This window comes from Gemmatimonas phototrophica (assembly GCF_000695095.2).
Lineage (GTDB): Bacteria > Gemmatimonadota > Gemmatimonadetes > Gemmatimonadales > Gemmatimonadaceae > Gemmatimonas > Gemmatimonas phototrophica.
The window spans coordinates 568,183-588,523 of sequence record NZ_CP011454.1 but is presented as its reverse complement, the minus strand read 5'-3'; the positions used below and the strand labels follow the sequence as shown (position 1 = coordinate 588,523).

General features: G+C 64.3%; 21 protein-coding genes. 2 read left to right on the top strand and 19 right to left on the bottom strand.

What is annotated here, in order from left to right; all coding sequences use genetic code 11:
* Positions 1–3 precede the first annotated feature (3 nt).
* Both GEMMAAP_RS02605 and GEMMAAP_RS02600 read right to left on the bottom strand, forming a co-directional pair.
* On the bottom strand, positions 4–672 hold the full coding sequence (locus tag GEMMAAP_RS02605; RefSeq protein ID WP_053333977.1) for a DNA-3-methyladenine glycosylase family protein: 669 nt from the start codon (positions 670–672) through the stop codon (positions 4–6).
* Positions 673–1,260 carry a hypothetical protein gene (locus GEMMAAP_RS02600; RefSeq protein ID WP_053333976.1) on the bottom strand — a complete coding sequence of 196 codons (588 nt, stop codon included), beginning with the start codon at positions 1,258–1,260 and terminating at the stop codon, positions 673–675. It abuts the gene before it with no gap.
* Positions 1,261–1,388: 128 nt separating this feature from the next.
* Here GEMMAAP_RS02600 and GEMMAAP_RS02595 point away from each other — a divergent pair, with 128 nt between their 5' ends.
* Complete coding sequence (locus GEMMAAP_RS02595; RefSeq protein WP_158514697.1) at positions 1,389–2,060, top strand: sensor histidine kinase; 672 nt, start codon at positions 1,389–1,391, stop codon at positions 2,058–2,060.
* Positions 2,061–2,188: 128 nt separating this feature from the next.
* Here the strand turns inward: GEMMAAP_RS02595 and GEMMAAP_RS02590 are convergent, their stop codons facing one another.
* The 15 genes from GEMMAAP_RS02590 to GEMMAAP_RS02520 form a co-directional block, all read right to left on the bottom strand.
* Entirely contained in the window at positions 2,189–3,229 is a 1,041-nt protein-coding gene (locus tag GEMMAAP_RS02590) for a protein-glutamate methylesterase/protein-glutamine glutaminase (protein ID WP_026849306.1), read from the bottom strand.
* 68 nt (positions 3,230–3,297) lie between these two features.
* Entirely contained in the window at positions 3,298–3,771 is a 474-nt protein-coding gene (locus tag GEMMAAP_RS02585) for a chemotaxis protein CheX (RefSeq protein ID WP_082820999.1), read from the bottom strand.
* Positions 3,719–4,147 (bottom strand): response regulator, encoded by a 429-nt coding sequence (locus GEMMAAP_RS02580; RefSeq protein WP_026849304.1) that lies wholly within the window; start codon positions 4,145–4,147, stop codon positions 3,719–3,721. Before GEMMAAP_RS02580 ends, GEMMAAP_RS02585 begins: the two co-directional genes overlap by 53 nt.
* A 15-nt stretch (positions 4,148–4,162) precedes the next feature.
* Complete coding sequence (locus GEMMAAP_RS02575; RefSeq protein ID WP_026849303.1) at positions 4,163–4,675, bottom strand: chemotaxis protein CheD; 513 nt, start codon at positions 4,673–4,675, stop codon at positions 4,163–4,165.
* A 2-nt stretch (positions 4,676–4,677) separates the two neighbouring features.
* Complete coding sequence (locus tag GEMMAAP_RS02570; protein ID WP_053333975.1) at positions 4,678–5,514, bottom strand: CheR family methyltransferase; 837 nt, start codon at positions 5,512–5,514, stop codon at positions 4,678–4,680.
* Between the two features lie 32 nt (positions 5,515–5,546).
* The gene (locus tag GEMMAAP_RS02565) at positions 5,547–6,071 is read right to left on the bottom strand and encodes a chemotaxis protein CheW (protein WP_026849301.1); all 525 of its coding nucleotides are present in this window, start codon (positions 6,069–6,071) and stop codon (positions 5,547–5,549) included.
* 137 nt (positions 6,072–6,208) lie between these two features.
* A complete protein-coding gene (locus GEMMAAP_RS02560) occupies positions 6,209–8,509 on the bottom strand; it encodes a chemotaxis protein CheA (RefSeq protein WP_053333974.1) in 2,301 nt (766 codons plus the stop codon).
* Positions 8,510–8,737: 228 nt separating this feature from the next.
* Positions 8,738–9,415 (bottom strand): hypothetical protein, encoded by a 678-nt coding sequence (locus tag GEMMAAP_RS02555; RefSeq protein ID WP_026849300.1) that lies wholly within the window; start codon positions 9,413–9,415, stop codon positions 8,738–8,740.
* An 11-nt stretch (positions 9,416–9,426) separates the two neighbouring features.
* Entirely contained in the window at positions 9,427–9,798 is a 372-nt protein-coding gene (locus GEMMAAP_RS02550; protein WP_026849299.1) for a response regulator, read from the bottom strand.
* Positions 9,799–9,849: 51 nt separating this feature from the next.
* Positions 9,850–10,134: a flagellar biosynthesis anti-sigma factor FlgM gene (locus GEMMAAP_RS02545; RefSeq protein WP_026849298.1), complete on the bottom strand. Its 285-nt coding sequence runs from the start codon at positions 10,132–10,134 to the stop codon at positions 9,850–9,852.
* Between the two features lie 131 nt (positions 10,135–10,265).
* Complete coding sequence (locus GEMMAAP_RS02540) at positions 10,266–10,523, bottom strand: hypothetical protein (protein WP_026849297.1); 258 nt, start codon at positions 10,521–10,523, stop codon at positions 10,266–10,268.
* Positions 10,524–10,540: 17 nt separating this feature from the next.
* Positions 10,541–11,002 carry a hypothetical protein gene (locus tag GEMMAAP_RS02535; RefSeq protein ID WP_026849296.1) on the bottom strand — a complete coding sequence of 154 codons (462 nt, stop codon included), beginning with the start codon at positions 11,000–11,002 and terminating at the stop codon, positions 10,541–10,543.
* Positions 11,003–11,033: 31 nt separating this feature from the next.
* Complete coding sequence (gene fliS / locus GEMMAAP_RS02530) at positions 11,034–11,447, bottom strand: flagellar export chaperone FliS (RefSeq protein ID WP_043580175.1); 414 nt, start codon at positions 11,445–11,447, stop codon at positions 11,034–11,036.
* A gap of 118 nt (positions 11,448–11,565) precedes the next feature.
* Positions 11,566–13,614, bottom strand: coding sequence for a flagellar filament capping protein FliD (fliD, locus tag GEMMAAP_RS02525; RefSeq protein WP_082820998.1), 2,049 nt, complete (start codon positions 13,612–13,614; stop codon positions 11,566–11,568).
* Positions 13,615–13,703: 89 nt separating this feature from the next.
* Positions 13,704–14,477, bottom strand: a complete 774-nt coding sequence (locus GEMMAAP_RS02520; protein ID WP_026849293.1) for a flagellin N-terminal helical domain-containing protein — start codon at positions 14,475–14,477, stop codon at positions 13,704–13,706.
* A gap of 224 nt (positions 14,478–14,701) precedes the next feature.
* On the opposite strand from GEMMAAP_RS02520, the gene GEMMAAP_RS02515 reads away from it, so the two are divergent.
* A complete protein-coding gene (locus tag GEMMAAP_RS02515; RefSeq protein WP_026849292.1) occupies positions 14,702–16,111 on the top strand; it encodes a tetratricopeptide repeat protein in 1,410 nt (469 codons plus the stop codon).
* 14 nt (positions 16,112–16,125) lie between these two features.
* Here GEMMAAP_RS02515 and asnB read toward each other — a convergent pair whose 3' ends face one another.
* Complete coding sequence (gene asnB, locus GEMMAAP_RS02510; protein ID WP_053333973.1) at positions 16,126–19,083, bottom strand: asparagine synthase (glutamine-hydrolyzing); 2,958 nt, start codon at positions 19,081–19,083, stop codon at positions 16,126–16,128.
* Positions 19,084–19,110: 27 nt separating this feature from the next.
* Positions 19,111–20,253, bottom strand: coding sequence for a glycosyltransferase (locus GEMMAAP_RS02505; protein WP_158514696.1), 1,143 nt, complete (start codon positions 20,251–20,253; stop codon positions 19,111–19,113).
* Positions 20,254–20,341 lie beyond the last annotated feature (88 nt).

The window sequence follows — 20,341 nt, the reverse complement described above, 5'->3', positions numbered from 1 at the left end:
ACGCTACCAGCCGCCAGCGTCCTCGAGATCGAGTACCCGCCAGCAATACCAACTGGCAACGCTTGCCCAGGGACGCCAGTTCCGCGCGAGCTTTTCCAGTCGCACGGCATCCGGCAGCGCCCGGGTGCGATAAATGCGCTGCGCCCCTTTGCGCACGCCGAGGTCAAGCACCGGCAAGACATCAGGCCGCCCCAGCCGGAACATGAGAAACATTTGCGCCGTCCAGGGGCCGATGCCACGCACCGGCACCAGCGCATCGATGACCTGCTGATCGTCCATCGTGTGGAGTGCATGCAGCGGCAATCGCTCGTCCACGACGTGCTGGGCGAGGTCCCGCACGGCGCGCACCTTGGCCTGTGAGAGTCCGCACGTCCGCAACGCGTCCTCGGACGTGGCCAGAATGGCACGCGGATCGGGGGCCTGGGCATCGCCACCCACGAGCGCCGTGAAGCGCCCGTGAATGGTGCTGGCGGCACTGCCCGATAGTTGCTGAAAAATGATGTTGCGTGCGAGGTGTCCGAAGTGTGACCCCTCGCGGCGCGGCAGCAGCGTGCACGCCCCTACGCGCTCAATGGCCAGCGCCATCTTCGGGTCACGGGCCGACAATTCCGCCTGCGCGCGCGTCAGCCGCGCCCGGGTCAGCGTACTGGCCGTGGCAGTGGGGCGTGCCACTTACATCTTGGAGCTGAACATGATGTGCGCCTTGGGTGTCCCGGGGAGCATCAGCCACGGCTTGGTATCTGAGGGGACCGTGCTCAGTCCGGTCGTCGCTTCGGTGGCAAACGGCACGTACACCACGAACAGATTCTCCCCCTCCTTTACGGTGCCGGTCGCAGCATCGTAGCCCTTGGCGAAAATCTGGTACAGCGCCGCAGGGGCGGTGGGCATTTTCAACTTCCCAGCCTTGACCTCGGCGAATCGCACCGTGTCCACCTGGGCGCCCTTCACGCCCTCGGCCCGCAACGCTCGCCCGCGCGCCATGAACGGCTCCATCGAGGTCGCGTAGCAGGACACATGGAACGCGGCCTCCGCCGGATCGTCGGCCAGGCAGAGCATCCCGTTCTTGGCGGGGCGCAACAGCTCCAACTTGCCCGGCGTCCGGTAACCCATCACGCCGGCGCCATCGCGCATTTTTTCGGGGAGTGCCAGGGTGGCCGCGGCAATTTGCTGGGCCGCGCTGGGAGCGGATTGCGCCTCCAGTCCGGCGGTCAAGGTGACGACACTCACAAACGACAGGATTCGCAGGACGTGGTTGGTCATGTGCTGGTCTCTGATGAAGAAAACACCATGCCGTCGCCTGTGGCGGCCAAGTGTGTCGTTGCCTCGCAGCCCGTTTGGCCGCTTCCCCTCGTCGGCTCACGAACGGATCTGCATATTCTATGGTTGATATGCCTCTTTCGACAAATGCGGTCACGAACGAGACGATTGTCCGGTTCGCCCGCAAGGTGTCACACGACCTGAACAACTTCTCCACGGTTGTGCGCACCTACAGCGAGTTACTGCTGTCCGACCTGCCGCCCGACTCACCAACCTACGCCGATGTCGCTGAGATTCAGCGCGCGGCGGAGAGCATGGTGCAGTACCTGCAGCGGGTCACCCGATTCGCGCGCGCCGGATCGATGAAACGCACGCCCATCGGTGCGGACGCCGGCATTCAGGATGCGGTGGCGCTCTTTGGCGCCAGTGTGCCAGCCCGGCCGGTGCAACTTGAGGCCACCTCAGGGGCTACCATTCAGGCCGACGCGATCTGGTGGCGGGACGTCGTACTGGAACTGCTGCAGAACGCGCACGACGCGGCGCCGGCGGGAAGCCCCATTCTGGTGCGCACCGCGCGGGACGGGGAGCACATGATCGTGGCGGTGGAAGACCATGGCCCCGGATTTCCCGCCGATGTGGCCGACGTGGCCACCGAGCCGTTGGTCAGCGGCAAGGCTGGCGTTCGCGGGGCCGGCATGGGGCTCGCCATTGTCGGCGCGTTTGTTGGCGCCTTGAACGGCTCCATGACGGCCGAACGGCACGACGACCGCACTGTGGTCACGCTCCGTCTTCCAGCAAGCTGAATCCGTCCCCCGGGACATGACCCAAAGGGGCCCGTCGGCATCTCGCCGTCGGGCCCCTTTGGCCGTTCCCCTCACTGGGCATTCCAGCAGCGGCGCGGGATCAGCGCATCACGGGCGTCCCCGATACGCTAGACGTGCGCGCCGAGGTGCACGGCGTGCAGCAAGGCATCGGCCACCCGGTCCAGCGGGAGGATATCTTGTGCGGCGCCCAGTTTGACGGCTTCCCGCGGCATGCCGTACACGACGCACGTCTCCTCATTCTGCGCCACCGTGTACGCGCCAGCTTCACGCATGGCGAGCATGCCCTTGGCACCGTCGGCACCCATCCCCGTGAGGATGGCGGCAACGGCGTTCCGGCCGGCACTGCGAGCCACACTCTGAAAGAGCACGTCCACGGCCGGTCGCTGGTGGTGCACCTTGGGACCGTCCTTGACGCGCGCCACCCACCGTGCACCACTGGCCTGCACGACCAGGTGCTTCCCGCCCGGTGCCACCAGCGCCAGCCCTGGCACCACATAGTCCCCATCCTTCGCTTCCTGCACGCGCATGGCGCACACGGAATCGAGGCGCTTGGCAAAACTCAGCGTGAAATGCTCAGGCATGTGCTGCACAATCACGGTGCCTGGTGCATCCACAGGGAAGCGGCGCAGGACCTGTTCGAGGGCCTGCGTGCCACCGGTGGACGCGCCCAGCGCGATGATCTTGTTCGTGGTGTTGAGCGACGCGATTGCCGCGCGTGCAGTGACCGGGGGCTCTGCACTCTCCACGCGTTTGACCACGCGGGCGTGCGAGGCGGCGCGTACCGCTCGGGTCAGTTCCTCGGTGATGTCGCCTGCCGCCAGGGACGAACCCGGCTTGGCAATGACTTCCACCGCCCCCAACGACAAGGCCCGCAGCGCCGTCTCACTGTTCTGGGGCGTCAGTGAACTGCACACCACCACCGGCAACGGGAAATGTCGCATGAGCTTGGACAGAAACGAGAGTCCGTCCATGCGGGGCATTTCGATGTCGAGCGTGATGACATCCGGGCGGAGCTGGGCGATCCGTTCGCGCGCCACATAGGGATCCGTGGCCGTGCCCACGACTTCGATATCGTCGTGCTTGGAGAGTGCTTCGGTCAGAATGCGACGCACCAGCGCCGAGTCGTCCACCACAAGCACGCGGATCACTCCCGGCGTTCGGGCCGGAGCAGTTCCGCCAGAGGCGGGCGACTGGGTGAGGAGAGTCGACACGTGAATCAGGCGGCGCGGGTCGCGTTGGCGCTGAACAGATACAGGATCGCCTCGGCGCGACCGTCTTCCACGCCCACCTGCACACTCGCCACCGGCTCGTCCTCATCGCGATGCGGCAGACTGCCTCCTTCCGCGACGACGGGTGCGGCCAGGTTGAAGATCTTGTCGGCGCCAGCGATCAGGGGAAGCACGTTCCCGCAAATCACATTGCCGATTTCCCCCAGCGCATCCCGCTGCAGCGGCAACTGTTTGGACTCTTCCGCTCCCAGCATGTTGGCGGCGATGGTGGGCATGATGGACTGCGAGACGCGGACGACCAATCGCCCCGTCAGCGGACCACGGAACTCCACCGACACCGCCACATCGAGGGGCGCTGCCGCCTGTTCAGGCGACAGCTCCATCTCGGGGAAGAGAAGTGCCAGATCTTCAAAAGTCGCTGTCGTCGCTCGGGACAGCGACTGCACCGTAGTACTCGACATCTGTCACTCCAGTAATGCGCAAAATGGTGTCGCGCAGGGTTTCCGGCGCGAAGGGCTTTCGGACAATCGCCGCACCAAGCTCCGTGAGCGTGTGCAAGCGAGCTTCACTGCCTTCCGTTGACACGACGATCACCGGCAGGTTTTCCGTTTCCGGATTGGCGCGGACACGTCGCAGCATCTCCTCGCCATTCATCACGGGCATGTTGATGTCCAGCAGCAGCAGGTCTACCCACTGTTCCTGGAGCGTAAACAGCCCCTCTTCGCCGTTCCCAGCCTCGAGAACCGAGGCCAGCGGGATCCCACTCATTTTGAGGGTCCGCACGACCATCTGCCGCATGACGGCGCTGTCGTCGACCACGAGCACGTTAAAGGCCATAGATCAGTCCGCTCATCAGAGCTTGCTTTCGGCGCCGTTGATCTTGAGCGTAACCTCGCCACTGGTCACCTCAACCCACATGGTCCGGGACGTCTGCACGCCGCCGGTGTCGTGTGCATGCACCATCACACCGTTCTTCCACAACAGCTTGCGTAACGCGATCATGTTGCGCTTGCCAATCTGGAACCGATCATCTTCCTCACGGGCACCGGCGTGTGCTCCTCCGGCCACCTTCACCTGCATCCGCTCCTTCTTGGCCCCCAGCTTGTAGCACTCCTTGAAGAGTAGCGGCACTCCACTATCCACGAACATGGCCGGCTTGTCCGCCATCTTGGCCGGGTCGATCGTGCCGGTGGGGAGCATCACGTGCAGCATGCCAGCCACGTTGGCAACCGGATCGTGCACCACGATGCCCAGGCAGCTGCCCAGCGCATACGTGATCAGACGCTCACCAGCCACGTTCGACACCTTGAGATCGGCGACGCCGACGACGCGCTCACTGGCGCGTGCGGTAACGGTGGTCCCCATGATCACTTCACATACACGGCCGGCTGCACATAGCGGAACTTGTGTGCAAGACCGGTGAGACTTTCGGAATGTCCGACGAACAGATGCCCGCCCGGACGCAACAGTTGCCAATACCGCTCCACCAATTGCTGCTGAGTAGCCTTGTCGAAGTAGATCATGACATTGCGGCAGAGAATGGCATCGAACGGGCCTTGCATCGGCCATCGTTCCATCAGATTCAGCTTGGCGAAATTCACCAGGCGGCGAAGATTTTTTTCGGCTTCAAACACCGGACGACCACCCGCGTCCTGCTTCCGACTCCAATACTTCTGGAGCCACGGGGCTGGGACGTCGCCCATGTTTTCCGCCGGGTAGACACCGGCCTTGGCCTGGGCAAGCACCCGATGACTCAGGTCAGTGGCGAGGATACGGACGTCGCGTTTGGCGATATCGGCGAAAGCCTCATTGCACAACATGGCCAGCGTGTACGGCTCCTCGCCGCTGGAGCAGCCGGCACTCCAGATGCGGACCGGCCCCGGCAATTGCGGGAACACCGCGTCGCGCAGGAAATCGAAGTGCGAGACCTCGCGCAGGAAGCTCGTCTTGTTCGTCGTGAGCGCGTCGATCATCTCGGCGAACTCTTTGCGCCCGGGCTCTCGCTCCACGAAATCGAGATACGCGGAGAAATCGTTCAATCCGAGCTTTCGCAGCCGCTTGGTGAGGCGGGCCCGCACCAACCCTTCCTTTCCTTCGCGCATGCGGATACCCGCGTGTTCGTGCAGCACCGCAGTGATGCGCGCGAACTGCGCGGCTGTCAGCTCACATTCAGCCAACAGCGATGGCGTGGCGGGGGCCGTCATGATGACAGCCTCGAAAGCGGCAGCATCACCGCTCAGTCGGCGTGTGCCTGCGCGTCCTGCAGCGCAGCAATTTCCGCCGTGGCCAACACCTTGTCGATGTCGAGCAGCAGCTTCACGCGACCGCCGGCTTTGCCGATGCCCAGCAGGAACTCGGTGCGAATGCCGGAGCCGAAGCTGGGCGCATCCTCAATGTCCGCTTCGGCGATGGCCACCACTTCGCTCACGCGATCGACCACGATACCGGTTTGGATGCCGCGCATCTGCACCACAATGATGCAGCTGTCTTCGGAATCTTCGGCGCCCATGCCGAACTTCATCCGCAGATCGGTAATGGGAATCACCTTGCCCCGCAGATTGATCACGCCACGCACGAACTCCGGCATGCGGGGCACGCGCGTGATGGGCTGCAGTCCGATGATCTCGCTCACCTTGAGAATCTCCAGACCGTACTCTTCGCCGGCCAGGTAGAAGGTGAGGTACTTGCCCGCGCGGGTGGGCGCGAGCGTCGCGAGGGAGGAGGTGTCGGAATTCATGACCTGCAGGCTCTGCGTGCTCATGGCTCGCTCGAAAAATGAAGGGAAACCGGAGTCCACTGACTCCTGTCGGTTAGGTATCGGCGCTCCAGCCTCGGAGCTTCACTGTTTGTCCCTGGGACCTTGGGGCCAGGGAACTGCCCTGGCCGCGCTCGGCGGCGTCAAGCCGCTTCGCGTTCGTGCCGTGGGGCGGAACAATCGGTGGACTGGGCCAGAGCGACGGTCTCGTTGACGTCGAGAATGAGTCCCACGCGTCCGTCACCCAGAATGGCGCCACCGCTCACACCGGCCACCTTGCCCAGACCATCGCCAAGCGTCTTGGCGACGACCTGCTGCTGACCGAGCAGTTCATCCACCAGCAGCGCCGTCCGCTTGGCGCCATCCCCGACGATCATGAGCAGTCCGTCCAGCGGGTTCTGCACGGCATTCGCCACATCAAAGAGGCGGTGCAGGCGGAGAATCGGCATGAGTTCGCCGCGCAGGTGCACCATTTCGCCCTTGCCCACGACGGTCGAGAGCATGCTCGGCTCCGGACGGAAGGACATATGGATATGCGTCAGCGGAATGATGAACCGTTCGTCGCCGACGCGCACCAGCATGCCATCCGTCACGGCCAGCGTGAGCGGCAGCCGGATGGAGAACGTGGTGCCCTTGCCAGGCGCCGACGTAATGTCGATACGGCCGCGGATCGCCTCCAGATTCCGCCGCACCACATCCATGCCCACGCCGCGGCCGGAGATGTCGGTGATCTTTTCGGCGGTGGAGAATCCGGGGGCGAAGATGAGGTTGAAGACCTCACTGTCGGTCATCCCCTTGTCGGTCTCAATCAGTCCCTTCTCGATCGCCTTCTTGACGATCTTGTCGCGGTGGAGGCCGCGACCGTCATCCACGAGCTCCACCACCACATTGCCGGAGGCGTGGTAGGCGTGCAGTCGCACCACGCCCAGGCCGGGCTTGCCGTTGGCCGTACGCTCAGCGGGCGGTTCCACGCCGTGATCAACGGCGTTCCGCACCATGTGCACCAGCGGATCGCCGAGGCGATCGACCATCGTCCGATCGATTTCCACCTCGTCACCATCGGTAACGAACTGCACCGTCTTGCCGGCCTTGGTGGCGGTATCGCGCACCACGCGGGCGAGCTTCTGGAAGGTGGGGCGCAGCGGCACCATGCGCATGGACATCGACAAGTCCTGCAACTCGCGCACGATCTTGCCCGCGTGGGTCACCTTGCGGAGCAGCTCGTGCTGCGTGCCGCTCCCGAACGTGTCGTCACCAGCAATCATGGACTGCGCGATCACCAGCTCTCCCACCATGTCGATGAGGCGATCGAGGCGATCGGTACGCACACGAATGGTGGCGTCGGCATTGCTGCCGCTGTTGCCGGTAGAGGCGTTGTTCGCACTCTGCGCAACAGGCGCCTCGGGCTTCCTGGCCACGGCAATACCACTCACCGGACCGCTCAGCGCTCCCGCGTCATCGGCACCGTCCGTAAGCGTGGGGAAGATGTCGTCGCTACCGCTTGACACGGCGAGCTGGACGCCGTCGGCGTCACGGGCAGGATCGTAGCCGGCCAACGCGTCCAGCAGCTCGAAGAACCCTTCGGGAATCGGCATGCGGCCGTCCCCGTTGAGCGCTTTCTCCACCACCATCAGGAGCGCCTTGAGCATGTCGGCGGAGCGCAGCGACAGATCAGCGCAGCCACGCGTATACGCAATTTCCTTGTCACGCACGCGGCTCAGCAGCGACTCGGCTTCGTGAGCGAATTCGGCGATGCGGGTCAGTCCCAGAAACGCCGAGGTACCCTTGACGGTGTGGAAGGCGCGGAAGACGGTATTGACCGCTTCCTCGTCAGAGGGGTTGGCCTCCAGCTGGAGCAGCGCGGCTTCCGAGTTGGTGATGCACTCGTTGCTCTCCGTGAGGAAGTCCGGGAGCAGATCCCGGTCGGCGTCATCAGGGAGTCGATCTTCCTGCCGGTTGCGCGCGACCGCGGGCGCGGCGGCCACGGGGGGCACCACCGCGGATGTCTCCAGGGCGGGCGTCGCCACGGCGGCCGTCGCGACCACGACCGGTGTGGGTGGCACTTCGTCAACCAGGGCCAACGTCAGTGAGGGCGTGGCCCCGCTGGCCACGGCAATCGCCGTCGCACCGCCAACCGTCTCGGACATGGCATGAGCAACCGGGTCGGCTCCCACCTCCACTACCTGCCCTTCGCTCGCCTTCATGGCGGCCTCAATGGCCTGCCCCACTTCGGCGAACGCTGCGGACACATCGGCTGCAGTCCCGTTGACGACAGACCCCAGCACCCGTGCGGCGCGCGCCACATGGGGCTGGGCACGGAGCGGGACCCGATTCTCGAAAGCGAGATCAGTCAGCGCATCCCGAAGGACGGCGAGATCGGCAGTATCGGTCGCCTCAAGCTGCATGAGCAGCGTGGCGGCATCATCAAGATTCAGTGGAGACACAGGCCATGCCAGTGCGAGTGGGCACTACAATGCGGCGCCAGGAAGACGCCGCGTCCGGTGAGGAGTATCGGCTCGGAGGTCGTGCAGGTTTACTGTGACCTGCAATCGGCAGGGCCAGTCGGGTTCCGGCACCAGACAGACACGAACGGCCCGCACGCAAGCGTACGGGCCGTTCAGCAGCATCGCGCAACCCGGGGGGCGAGTTACACGGTGCGAACCATGTGAAGATCAGGCGGCGGGTGCCTTCACCGAGGTGAAGATCTCATCGGCCAGATTCTGACGCTGTTCCGCGTTCCGCGTGGTGGCGTTCGGATCATACGTCTTTTCGTCCACCGTATTGAGCGAAGCCAAGGGACGCTCAATCGAGATGCTGGAGTCAAACAGGTTGGCGATGTCGGCCAGCCGATTCTCCATTTCCACGAGGACCGACGAGGCATGAGCGAGCTGCTGCGACGTGATGTCCTGGAACTGGAGAGCGCCCATCATCATGAAGAGCTCGTCGCGCAAGGTGGAGCGGAGCGCCCCGGCCTTCTCACGATCCGGTGCCGGTTCGGCATCGATGGCGTCCAACTCATCCACGATCTGACTGGCCCGATCGCACGCATCCATGATGTTGGTGGCCGCGTCTTCAGTTGCCGACGTGACTTCCTTGATCTTGTCGTGCGTGGTCTGGAGCTTGTCGAACGTGGTGGTCTGCAGGGCATTGCGTGTTTCACGCAGATGCGCGAGTACCGACCGGATCTGATTGTTGGCACGCTCGAGGATGAGCGGAAGATCCGAGAGGCTTACGGAGACAAATCGGGAGACGGCTTCCGCACCATCACGAAGGGTATCCAGCTCCTTGTCTACAAGGCGCAGGGCCGCTTCGGATTCGTAGTAGGCCGTTTGGGCACGGGGATCACTCATTTTATCATTCCTCAGGCGGCCACCGCAGGCAGGAGCGCATCAATCTTCTCCTTGAGCACCTGGGGGGTGAATGGCTTGACGATGTAATTGTTGACACCCGCTTCCATCGCCGTGAGGATGTCTTCTTTTACTGATCGCGCGGTCACCATGAGTACAGGGACGTGGCGGCCGTCGTCGCGGGAACGCAGCACCTTCGTGAATTCGGTGCCCGTCATGTTCGGCATATTCCAGTCGGTAATGACGAACTTGATCGAGCTGTCAAACTTGGCAAGGGCTTCCTGACCGTCGCCGGCTTCGACGGTGTCATTGTAGCCGATGCGCTGCAGCGAATTGATGACGATGCGACGCATCGTCGCTGAGTCGTCCACCACGAGAAACTTCATACGACCGATCTCCTGACAAAGCCGGTGTGGAGAGCGCGCGGTGCGATCTGGCTAGAGATCGCCGCGCGTCAGAATGCGCCGGGCTACCTGGTCCACCACGTCGAGCGTGTTGTAGGCGCCGGACAGAACTTTTTGCCGGAGCTCGGCGACTCGCTCAGGGTTGAGCGATTCCTTGGCGTCGGCACTGAGCCGCCGCGCTTCGTCCGAGATCTGGACCGAATCTGACTTCACCGGCTTGATCGCCGGGGCCTGCGTGACTTCCTGGGCCGGGCGCTGCACCGCCGGGGTGCCGACTGGCGTCGGCCGCAGGTTGTCGCTGTAACCGTTGATTTTCATAAGGATCCTCCTCCTCACTGGGGACTATCGGCATCAAGGGGCCGTAACTTTACCCTTGATTAGTTTCCAAACTACGGAATGCGACGTCCCTGTCGCCCGACGGCGGCCTGTTCAGCCTCCGCCGGCTCCGATCACGGCACGCGGGCCGGGAATCGGATGTCCAACGTGGGTGGTGCAACGACACCCTGTACGGCGGGGTCCTGCTGGTACTGCACGGCGGGCCCTGCGTGCCACGGTCCGCCGGACCGCGCGGTGGCGAGGTGAGCCGCCCGCAACCGCAACAACTCCACCTCATCCACTGCCAACCGGGCTTCCTGATCGGCCGCCTGGTCCAACTCGTCGAGCTTTTCCTGCAACAGCAGGTCGAAACGTTCAGGGGTACCAGCCATGCGCGTCAGGCGTTGCGTTAGCGGCGACGATCCACCACGTGAGCGCCGGCCGGACGGCCGTACGCGACACTGGCGGTCGAGGCCCGCTGCACCGCGTCGAGTTCGGCGCGGATTTCTTCGCTGCGCTTGGCCACTTTCGTAGCCAGATCTACCGTGAGGCGATGCGAGGAGGCGACCGCCGAACAGACTTCGGCTACCAGCGCATCGGCATCATCCACCACCCGCTCCGTGGCCGCATACAGCGCACTGTCGGCCGTGGGCCGTTCCAGCCGAAGCACCACCAGCTGCTCGGCCAGATCCTGCAACATGACATCCCGCTGCTCGAGCAGGGCAAACAGGCGGTGGTCGTCGGCAGGCGACACCACCTCCCGCTCCACCGCGCGAGCCAACTCATCCGCGCTGGCGCACAAGGCCAGTGCCGACTGGGCGGCGTGCAGACGGCTGGAACGGGCAACTACCGGAACGGAGGAGGTGCGCATGGAGAGGAGGACGACTGGAGAGTGACTCGGCTCACGCCGACCGCAGCTGCTTCTGGGAGGCCAGCTGCTGCTGGGCGCCCACAAATCCATCGCGCAATTGCGACGCGATGTTGACCAGCTTGCGCATAGTCACCACATCGCCACGCTGCCCGATGTCCACCAACTCATACAGCATGAACTGGTACAGATCGGCCAACTGAATGGCGATCGCCCCGCCCTTCTCAAAGTCCAGTGTCGCCAGCAACTCGGTCAGGATATTGCGGGCGCGGCGCAGCGATACCACTCGGAGCTCGATATCCTGCCGTTCCATGGAAATGCGGGCCCGCTCGAGATTCACCACGAGCTGCTCGAAGACGATGCAGAGGAGCTTTTCGGCGCCTGCCGCCTGGATCTCCATTTCACGGTAGCTATCGCGATGACTCGCCGATGGGGCAGCGTACGACATTGAGAGTGTGTGGCTGAAGTCGTAAAGGACTGGTGGGGTACACACTGGAGTATCGGCTGCTCTCCGACTTGCTGAAGCACGGACAGTCCGTCTGTGCTCAGCATGTCGTGATCGGCGACTAGTTGTTGCCGTTGAGTCCCTGAACACTCGCCAAGAGCGATCCGCTTTGTGCCTGTAACCGCGACATGGCTTCTTCCATGCGGGTGTACTGTGCAATAAGCTGCTCACGACGCAGGTCGAGTCGCTTCTGAGCCTCGACCTCGCGAAGCCGCAAAATGACGGTGTTCTCGTTGATGCTGTTGATCTGCAGACTGATGGGGCCATCGCCGAAGCGGGTGGCGTTGTCCGTTGCCGTCACAAAGGCGCCGCCCACCCCATTGAAGCCGAAGAGGGCTTCAACCTCTTCCGGGACGGACGACATGGCCGTCCGCAGCGTATCCGCATTGAACGTCAAGACACCGGTACGGTCCAGCGTGACGCCTGCGATAGTCAGGCGCGAGTAGGTCGCGTTGCTCGCCACTTCCGTACGCAGGGCCGCCGTAAAGCTGTCCACAACGCCGCGGAGCATGGAGTCGGCAAACAACGGAGCACCGGGCTGACGCTGTTCGTCAAAGAACTTGCGAATGGCGTTGTAGGCGTCCGTGAATTTCTGCACCGCGTCCACGGCACCCTTGACATCACGATCAATCGTGACGTCGGTCTCCGTCCCAACCTCGGCCGCATTGAGCTGGAGTGTGACGCCTTCAATGGCGTCCGTGATGCTGTTGGTCTGGCGGACAATCTCGCGGCCGTCGACCCGAAGAATGGCATCCTTGCCTGTCTGCAGTTCCCGACTCCGACCAACGGTCGATACCACCGCCGCGCCCAACGTGCCGCTCGTGCCATCCACCTGCGTCACACCCAGCGTCATCGACAAACGCGAGGCGCCGCCCGTGTTGTCGGTCAGACGGATGCGTCCATCAGCGCCCAGAGCCGCCGTGGCCGTGCGAGTCCCCCCGCCAAAGCCGTCGCTGGCGTCATTGATCTTGTCGAGCAGCGTCTGCATGGTATCGGTGGCACCGACCACGATGCCAATGGTAACGGCCGTCCCATCGCCCCGCATGCCGCGAATGTTGATCGCGTCACCCACGGCAAGGTTGGATGAGGCACCATCCAACTTGAGCCCGGTCAGCAAGGACGCCGACGTTGCCACGTTGTCCGCGGCATCCGTGTACACCGGCGATTGCACCGTCTGACGGATGGTCCCCGCGACACCGGCCGTGAAGCCAAAGGCGTCAACGATGGCCTGCGAATCCGCATCGCCATCGATCGCCGTCACGTTGCCATCCGTCACCAACCGGAATCGGGTTTCACTGCCGTACTGCTCCGACTCCACCGACGCCGAGCCACCCGCCGCGTTGATCTTCGCCGCGATGGCGGCGATCGATTCGGTGGCCAGGTTCGCCGTGATGAGCGTATTGCCCACGCGAATGCTCGCCGGCTGCGGATAGACGGCCAATCCCAACGCCGCCGCGGCCGTCGAGGTGGCCGACGATACCGGCTTCGATCGCGTGTCCAGGAAGCCCAGCTCACGCGCCATCCCGCCGGTGCCATCGGTGATGCTGATCCCGGTGGCTCCAGCCGTCTTGGACGTCAGGACCAGGCGTCCCGCCGTGCCCCCTTCGCTCATGATGGTCGCCGTGACGCCGGCGTCCGCTTCATTGATCTTCGTGCGGATATCGGCGAGCGTGTCCGTCGCGGCCAGCGTGATCGTTTTGCCGTTGATATCGAGCGTGCCCGTGAGATTCCGGGCGGCGGCGGTATCAGCAACCGACCCACCGGCCAGCTTGGCGGTGTCGGCGAGTTGCAGGACTTCCACGCGATACCGTCCCGGCGTCGCGGTGAGTCCCGGCGTGGCCGTGAGCAGGGTCCGCGAGGTGGTCGGACTCGGTGGCACCGTCGCGACAAAACCCCCGAAACCCGTGCGACGGATTGCGGTGGCATTGGTATTGAGCGTTTCGACGAGCTTCTGGAAGCTGTTCCATGCTTCCTTCTGCGCGGCGCGCTTGGTGATCCTGTCGGTGATGGGCGTAAGCGTGCGTGCTTCCAGCGCTTTGATCGTCGTGTCGACGATGTCATTCCACTGGACGCCGCTGCTGAGCCCACCGAAGTTCAAAGGTGTTGTCATGACTGCCTCGGTCCTGCTGCGTAAGGCCTAACCCCGGGGCCGGCAACCTTGCCGACCCCGGGGCTACTCACCTGTGGAAGAACTCAGGCTTAGCGGAGGAGCTGGAGAACGCTCTGGCTGCCCTGGTTCGCCTGCGACAGCATCGCCTGCGCGGCCTGCGAGAGGATGTTGTTGCGAGTGAAGTTGGCCATTTCTTCGGCCATGTCGACGTCACGGATGGTGGACTCGGCCGCGCGGATGTTCACCACCGCCGACTTGAGGTTCTGCACCGTGTAGTCAAGCACGTTCTGACCGGCACCGATGTTGCCGAGTACCGTGTTCACGGCGTCCAGTGCCGTATCGGCATTGGCGAGCGTCGACGTGCCCGAGAGCACCGTCTGCGTGAGCGTGGCCGTCACCGTAACCGCGTTGTTGCCCGCGGCGTCAGCATCTCCCACCTGGAAGGTGAGCGACGCGAAGACCGACGTTCCCTGGAAGTTGCTGGCGTTCTGGATACGCGTGGCTTCCGTGGCGAGCGACGTGATTTCGGCGTTGATCGTGGTGCTGGTGGCGGAGCTGGAGGTTCCGTTCAGCTTCTGCGTGATCAGTTCCTTCTGACGCTCGATGATGCGCTGGATGGTCTGCGCTGAACCTTCCGCGATCTGGAGCATCGCGTTGCCCTGCTCGGCGTTCGCCGCTGCCTGCGCGAGCGAACGGCTCTGCGTACGCAGCTTGTTGGCGATGGCGAGACCGGCCGCGTCGTCAGCCGCACGGCTGATACGGAGACCAGAGCTCAGCTTCCGCATGCTGTTTTCCGTCGCCATGTTGTTGACGAAAGAATTGCGGGAAGCAGTGATGGCGCCGACGTTCGTGTTAATACGCATGGTGGTATCCTCCTTGATGGTAATTCTGAGGCATCCGTGCCTCGGTCCCGATTCGAGTGGTGAATCGCGGTCAGTTACGAGTGTCGCACCAAGTGCGCAGAACTTGAGCGCGAGTTTCGCACGGATTCGGTTGGCGGGAACAAACCCTCACAGTTCCGGCATGCCCTTCACCACCGTGGCGAAAATCGTCACATTGCGGGCATGGATTGCCCCGCAGAATTCCCATGACCCTTGAACAGCTCCTCGAAGCCGGCCAGACGGCACTCGATGCCGGGCGCTTTCATGAGGCCAGCGAGCGGTTTGAAGAAGCCTGGCAGCTCCACCGGGAATCGTTTGCGCTGGTACAAGTGGCCGCCAACGCCCGACGACTGGCCGGCGACGTCCTGGCCGAGCGGCAACTGTGGCAACGGGCCGCAACAACGGCGCCGCCGGGCGATGCCGCTGGGTTGTATGCGCTGGGCACGGGTTTGCTGGAGACAGGGGCTCCGCAGGAGGCGCAGCCGTGCTTTGAACGTGTCGTGCGTATGCTGCCACGCGATGCGGCCGCACTTGGTGCGCTGGCGTCGGCGTTACGCGCCAACGGCGATCCTCAACGCGGCTGGGCGATGGTACAAAAGGCCATCGGCATGACCACCGCCGCTCCGGCGTTACTGCTGACGGCCGCCCAGATTCGTCACGCGCTGGGTGATCTGTCCGGAGCACGGCAGTGGCTGGCGAAGGCCGAACGCCTGCGGCCTGACCATGCGCTCACCTCCGTGCAGCGGGCCTTTACGCACCTTATTGCAGGCGCCTGTCAGGCAGGGTGGGACGCCTTCGAAGCCCGCGGGCTCCCCCAGGGACCGGAGGGCGTTCCGGCGTGGCACGGTGAGCCCCTGGCGGGCGCCACTATCGCCGTGGTGATGGAACAGGGTCTTGGCGACCTGTTTCATTTTGTGCGGTACGTGCGGCGCCTGGAAGCACGCGGGGCGGCACGGGTCATCGTGGAATGTCCGCCCTCGGCGCTGCGCCTGCTACAAGCCAGCGGATTTGACGCGGTGGCCACAGGGCTGCTGCCCCGCACCGACTGGTATGTCCCGCTGCTGTCGTTGCCCCACCGGCTTGGCAGCGATACCGACGTGGCGGGCGATGTGGTGCCCTACCTGCACGCGGAGATGAGCGATGGGGCGCCCGCACCGCACGCTGACCGTCGCGTGGGGCTGGTCACGCACGGGAATCCGGCGTTCCTCTCGACCGTGTTGCGCGACCTGGATGCGTCCCACGCGGCGCGACTTGCCGAGATCCCCGGCATACAGTGGGTGTGGTTGCAGATGGGGGAGCCCATCCCGCCGGCGCTCGACCACGCAGAACAGCCTGCGCTCGGCGGCGATTGGCTCGACACGGCGCGACTCCTGCAGACCCTCGATGCCGTGGTCTCCGTGGATACTGCCGTGGCGCATCTCGCTGGAGCGATGCAGCTCCCGGTATTCGTGCTGCTGCCCTATGCGCCTGACTGGCGATGGGGGCTCCGCAGCGACCGAACCGCATGGTACCCGAGTGCACGGCTCGTGCGGCAACCGGGCCCCCGCGACTGGGCAGGGGCCTTGGATGAACTGCAGCGAGCCGTGGGCGCGATGAGCCCTCGCGCCATGCCCTGACCGCAGGCGGTCACCTACGCTGCGGTGAGTGCCGCCCCGTCGGCCAGCATGGTTCGCAACTCCATCCAGACGGGATTGCCGCTGTCAACGTCCATCAGCTGTTCCACCATCTGCATGGCTTCATCGAATTGATTGTGCGCCAGCGCGGCTTCCAGTGCCGTTGTGCAACGCAGGATCCACCGACGACCGGTATGGGTGGTACTGGCCATGCGCCGACGCGCATCGTCCTGATGGACCAGCGCGTCACGGAAGAATGCACGATACGCCTCGCTCTTCACCGACCAAGTCCAGGCGGGGAGCACCGCCGCCGAGGCCGCCACGGACAATCGATGGCGCAAGGCCTCATCGTCGCGCAGCTGCATGACCGCCGCCGCAAATGCTTCGCGTGTGCGCGGGACGATCAACGCCTCCTCGTGGTGACGCAGGTACTCCGGCACGGTCCCGTTGTCGGTGGTAATGATGGCACATCCGCTCGCCGCAGCCTCCAGCAGGGTATTGTTGCTCCCTTCGCTTTGCGACGCGCACACGTAGACATCCACCTCGCGATACCAGGCCGCCATTTCTTCGCGTGTGAGATTGCGATCGGCGTAGCCGCAGAACACCAGCTCCACGCCGTCCAGTGCGGCCAGCGGCTCAATGAACTCCGCAAAGCCTTTCACGGCCGTACGACGATTGCCGGCCCAGCCCACGCGCAGCGGGCGTCCCTGCATTGGCGGGCGAGGCGCATAGTTGAACAGCGCCCCGTCTATGCCGTGGCTGATGGTGGTGATCGTGGGAAGCCACGGCACCAGCTCCCGGTGCAGTCGCTGCGACACCACGTGCGTCTGCTGAAAGTGTTCGCGAAGGAACCGCGCCAGCATGGGTGCCGCCAGATGGTCCCAGGAGACATGGGAACGCACCGCCGTCACGTACTTCCACGGCTGCGTGAACTTCTCGTCGGGGACCAGCTCGAACTCCATCACGTAAATCAGATCCCACGCGTCTTCGTCGAAATCCTCGGTGTGATACTGCACCGTAATGTCGAACTCATCGGCGAGCAGCGTCTGCAGTGTGCGGGCGTGCCGTTCAAAGATCCAGTTCGGGACGTCCGCAACAATGAGCACCTTGGGCCGCTCGGCCGGTGCCATGGGCGACTCCTGCAGGTGCACCGTCTCCGACGCCAAGGACAGCGGATCTGCGGCCCCGGCGTGCGACTGCATTTGGCGCAGCCACTCCTCCAGCACCAGCAGGACCCAGAGCGGGCCGTAGCGCCCACCGTCCAGCAGCGTTCTCGCCGCGGTCGGATCGAACAACGTGTGCAACATGGACCCGCTGCCCATGAGTCGCTCATCCACCAGATGACGCGCCTCACCTTCCGAGGAGAACCACCGCGAGAGCGGCACCGCAAAGCCCTGCTTTTTCCGGTGCACGAACGGCTCCGGGAAATAGCGGGACAACAGCCGCTTGAGCATGTGCTTCCCCGACAGTGTGCCGTGGGGATTCATGGCCACGTTCAGGCGCTCCGGCATTTGCGTCAGGACATCCCATAACGGCACATCAATGAGTGGCGTGCGCGTTTCCAGCGACGCCGACATGCTCGCGATATCCACCTTCGTGAGGATGTCATTGGGCAGATACGTCATGGCATCCATGTACTGGAGCCGTTGCACGGCACCCAGATCACGGGCCTCGGCCCACGCCGCCTCAAACGATTCGATGGGGAGCAGCGTGTTGCCGCGGTGATTGCCCTGCCACAGCTGCGCCCGCAGCGCGGGATCGCAGTAGTGAATCATTCCCTGCCAGGTCTGGACGGACGGACGGGCCGGAAACTCTCCGCCGGCACCACGCGCCGCGGTGAGCCAGGCCATGTGCGAGTGATAGCCGGCCATGCCTTCGTCACCACCGTCGCCGGTCAGCACCGTTTTGACGTCCCGCGCCGCGAGGCGCGATACGGCCATCGTGGCCACCGCCGAACTGTCACCGAACGGCTCGCCGTAATGCTGCACGAGAGCGGACAGCGAATCGAGCGCGTCCACCTCAAGCATCTCGGAATGATGTATGGTGCCCAATCGCTCGGCAGCCTCGCGAGCCCAGGCCGACTCGTCGTGCGCCGGATCGCGGAACCCGATGCTGTAGGTATGCACCGGTTCGCGGGTCAGCTCCTGCGCCAGCGCGACGACGCCGGTGGAGTCGAGCCCACCAGAGAGGAACGCCCCCACGGGTACATCGGCGACGAGGTGCGCCCGGACGGAGTCGCGCATCGTGGCCTCAAACAGCTCCATCCACTCGCCATCCGGCATGTCCACACCGACGCGGAATTCGGGACGCCAGTAGCGCTGCGGACCTTGGACCCGACCGTCGAAATCCACCGACATGGTGTGCCCCGGCGGCAATTTGCGCGCCTGGCGGTACACCGTGCGCGGCGCCGGGATGTACTGCAACGCGAGATACTCATCGATGGCGCGAATATCGAGGTCAACGGCGGCATCCTCGAGCGTGTGGAACGCCTGCAACTCAGAGGCAAAGGCGAACCAGTGGCCCTGCTCCAGATACACCAGCGGCTTGATCCCGAAATGATCGCGCGCGAGGAACAGGCGATGCCGACGGGTGTCGGTAATGGCAAAGGCAAACATGCCACGGAGTTTCTGCACGCAGCCGTCGCCCCATTCCTCGTAGGCGTGCACGATGACTTCGGTATCAGACCGCGTGCGGAACTGGTGGCCACGCTGCAGCAGCGTGTGCCGCAACTCCTGGTAGTTGTAGATCTCGCCGTTGAACGTGATCCAAATGGTCCCATCTTCATTGCTGAGCGGCTGGGCACCCGCCTCCAGGTCAATGATGGACAGTCGCCGGTGTGCAAGCGCGACGGGGCCTTGGACCTGCACGCCGGCACCATCGGGACCGCGGTGCCGCTGCGCATCCGCCAGCGCCAGGGCGGCGCGGCGAAGTCGTTCAGGAGGAAACGGGGCGAGAATGCCGGCAATACCGCACATGATAGCGTTCGTGATGTGAGAGGTTCGTCAGGCGGCGGCGCCGGTCGCCAGATCACCGGCCGGTGATAAGGCGAGCGCCTGTGCCAGCACGGCCGACAGTTCGGCCACGCGGGCGCTGGCGTCATGGCGACCATGCACCCACGCGCTGCAGGCCGTTGCGGCGGCAGCGTAGGCGTTGTCGTTTGCCAGCAGCGTCTCGACGGTGTGCGCCATCCCGGCGGATGTGCCGTCAGACACCCGGCCACAACCGTGCTGCGACAGCATGCCATCCGGGTCCACAACCATGGACACAATGGGGATGCCGGCCAGGCCCGCCTGCAGGAACGTGTTGGGGAATCCTTCCACCACTGAGGTGTTCACCAGCACATCGGAGAAGCGAAAGAGTCCTTCGATATCCGGGAGGGCCACCTGATCCGCCACCATGAGATTCGGCATGGCTGTCTGCAACTCATCAATCGTGCCTTCGCCGAGTGACAGGATGTTGTTGCACACCATGATCATCTCGCGATGGGGGAGCGCGGCGGCCAGCAGCAGTGCCTCTTCGTATCGTTTGTTGGGATCCACGCGCCCCACCCACAGCATTCGTCCCCCGTTCGCAACGGCCGTGCGCGGGGGCCGGTGCCCCTGTTGTGGCGCGGGGTTGCGAATCAGCACGGCGTCGGAGCCGTAGCGCGCGCGGTACAGTGCCTGCTGGTGATCGGTCTGCACCACCACCGTGTGCGCGCCGTTGATGGCATACCACGGAAAGTGCCCAACCACACCATAGGCATCACACACGATGGAAAGTTCGTACACGGTGGCATCAAACGCCGCGTCGGAGGCAATGGACAACACCAGCGGTCGCTGCGCGGCCCGACAGTAGTGCGCCACCTCCGCGGAGGCTTCATTGGCGCCAAAGGCGAGATAGACATCGGCCGCGACGCGCCCCCATACCGTCTCGGCCGGGGTGGCCAGGGGGACCGTAATGCGACACGGCGCTTCAAGCTTGGTGTGCACCGTGACACCATTGGCGAGGCGCATCGGCGGCGCTGGCGGCCCCACCACCACCGCATGGACATCCCACGCCTGCGTGGCCGCCAGCCCATTGAGGAACGTGGTGCCTCGCACTTCGGCCCCGCCGAAATACATCGCGGTTCCGGTCAGGAGCTGGGACGCGTACGGAAGCGACACGCAAACCCGCGGTTTGCGTGCTTCAAGATTCAATGGCGGAGCGATGCGACTGACCGCTGAGGACGTGCTGTCCATATGCACAGGGAAG